Here is a 1893-nt window from a genome sequence, read left to right on the forward strand (position 1 = left end):
ACCCCCACGCCCCCCACGGGCAACCGCGACACCCGCAGGCGCCCGCGCCGGAGGGGAAGCCGGAGGACGACCGCATGACCGGCGCGAACAGCTTCTCCGTCTCCGGATACGGACCCGAACAGGCCCGCTGGACCCGGCTCTTCGCCCGCGACTCACTGGCCCGCCGGCTCGACTGGCCGATACTGCTGTCCGCGCTCGCGCTGTCCATGATCGGTGCCGCCCTGGTCTACTCGGCCACCCGCAACCGCACCGAGATCAACAAGGGCGACCCGTACTACTTCCTGCTCCGGCACCTGCTGAACACCGGCATCGGGGTCGCCCTGATGATCGCCACCGTCTGGCTCGGCCACCGCGCCCTGCGCAACGCCGTGCCGGTCCTGTACGGGGTCTCGGTGCTCGGGGTGCTGCTGGTGCTCACCCCGCTCGGCGCCACCATCAACGGCAGCCGCAACTGGATCGTCGTCGGCGGCCTCTCCCTGCAGCCCTCCGAGTTCGTGAAGGTCACGATCATCCTGGGCATGGCGATGCTGCTCGCGGCCCGGGTCGACGCCGGCGACAAGATGTACCCCGACCACCGCACGGTCCTGCAGTCGCTGGGCCTGGCCGCCGTCCCGATCATGATCGTGCTGCTCATGCCCGACCTCGGCACGGTCCTGGTCCTGCTGACCATCGTCCTGGGCGTGCTGCTCGCCTCCGGCGCCTCCAACCGCTGGGTCTTCGGCCTGCTCACGACCGGCGTCGTCGGCTGCGTCGCCATCTGGCAGCTGCACATCCTGGACGAGTACCAGATCAACCGGTTCGCCGCCTTCGCCAACCCCAGCCTCGACCCGGCCGGCGTCGGCTACAACACCAACCAGGCCCGCATCGCCATCGGCTCCGGCGGTCTGACCGGCGCGGGCCTCTTCCACGGCTCGCAGACCACCGGCCAGTTCGTGCCCGAACAGCAGACCGACTTCGTCTTCACGGTCGCGGGCGAGGAACTCGGCTTCGCCGGCGCCGGTCTGATCATCGTCCTGCTCGGGGTCGTCCTGTGGCGCGCCTGCCGCATCGCCCGCGAGACGACCGATCTGTACGGCACGATCGTCGCCGCCGGAATCGTCGCCTGGTTCGCCTTCCAGAGCTTCGAGAACATCGGCATGACCCTCGGCATCATGCCGGTCACCGGACTGCCCCTGCCGTTCGTGTCCTACGGCGGCTCGGCGATGTTCGCGGTGTGGGGGGCGGTGGGGCTGCTGCAGTCGATCAGAGTGCAGCGGCCGATGTCGGCGTAGACCTCCGGCGGTTGAGCCGCTCCCGGATGCGGGGCGGCTCTTCCGCGCCGATCGGTACTAGATTCGGTCCATGACGGACACCAAGCGCGAAAACGAGCGCAAGTATGAGTCCGGCGCAGGTGGTCTGCCCGACCTGACCGGCGTCGGCGGGACCGCGGCCGTCCTCGACAAGGGCGTCGCCGACCTGGACGCCGTCTACTACGACACCGCCGACGAACGCCTCGCCGCCGCCGGCATCACCCTGCGCCGCCGCACCGGCGGCGGCGACGCGGGCTGGCACCTGAAGTTCCCGGTCGCCCCCGGCGTACGCGACGAGATCCGCGCCCCCCTGTCCGACACCGTGCCGCCCGCCCTCGCCGCACTCGTCCGCTCCCGCGTCCGCCGCGACGAACTGCTCCCCCTGGTCCGCATCCGCTCCCGGCGCGACATCAGCCACCTCGTCGACGCGGACGGCGCGCTGCTTGCCGAGGCCAGCGTCGACGACGTACGGGCCGAACGCCTGACCGGCGCCGGCCGCGCCGCCCAGTGGACCGAGATCGAGGTGGAACTGGCCGACGGCGGCGACCCCGCCTTCCTCGACACCGTGGAGAAACGGCTGCGCAAAGCGGGCGTACGCCCCTCC

At 71.2% G+C, this 1893-nt stretch carries 2 protein-coding genes; both read left to right on the forward strand.

Annotated elements, in window-relative coordinates:
* The first annotated feature begins 74 nt into the window (after positions 1–74).
* Complete coding sequence (gene rodA, locus C1I97_RS36310) at positions 75–1271, forward strand: rod shape-determining protein RodA (protein ID WP_111007167.1); 1197 nt, start codon at positions 75–77, stop codon at positions 1269–1271.
* Between the two features lie 70 nt (positions 1272–1341).
* The coding region (locus C1I97_RS36315) for a CYTH domain-containing protein (protein WP_146608419.1) at positions 1342–1893 on the forward strand (552 nt) is incomplete at its 3' end.

It is taken from the genome of Streptomyces sp. NTH33 (genome assembly GCF_003236365.1).
In the GTDB taxonomy this organism is placed as follows: Bacteria; Actinomycetota; Actinomycetes; order Streptomycetales; family Streptomycetaceae; genus Streptomyces.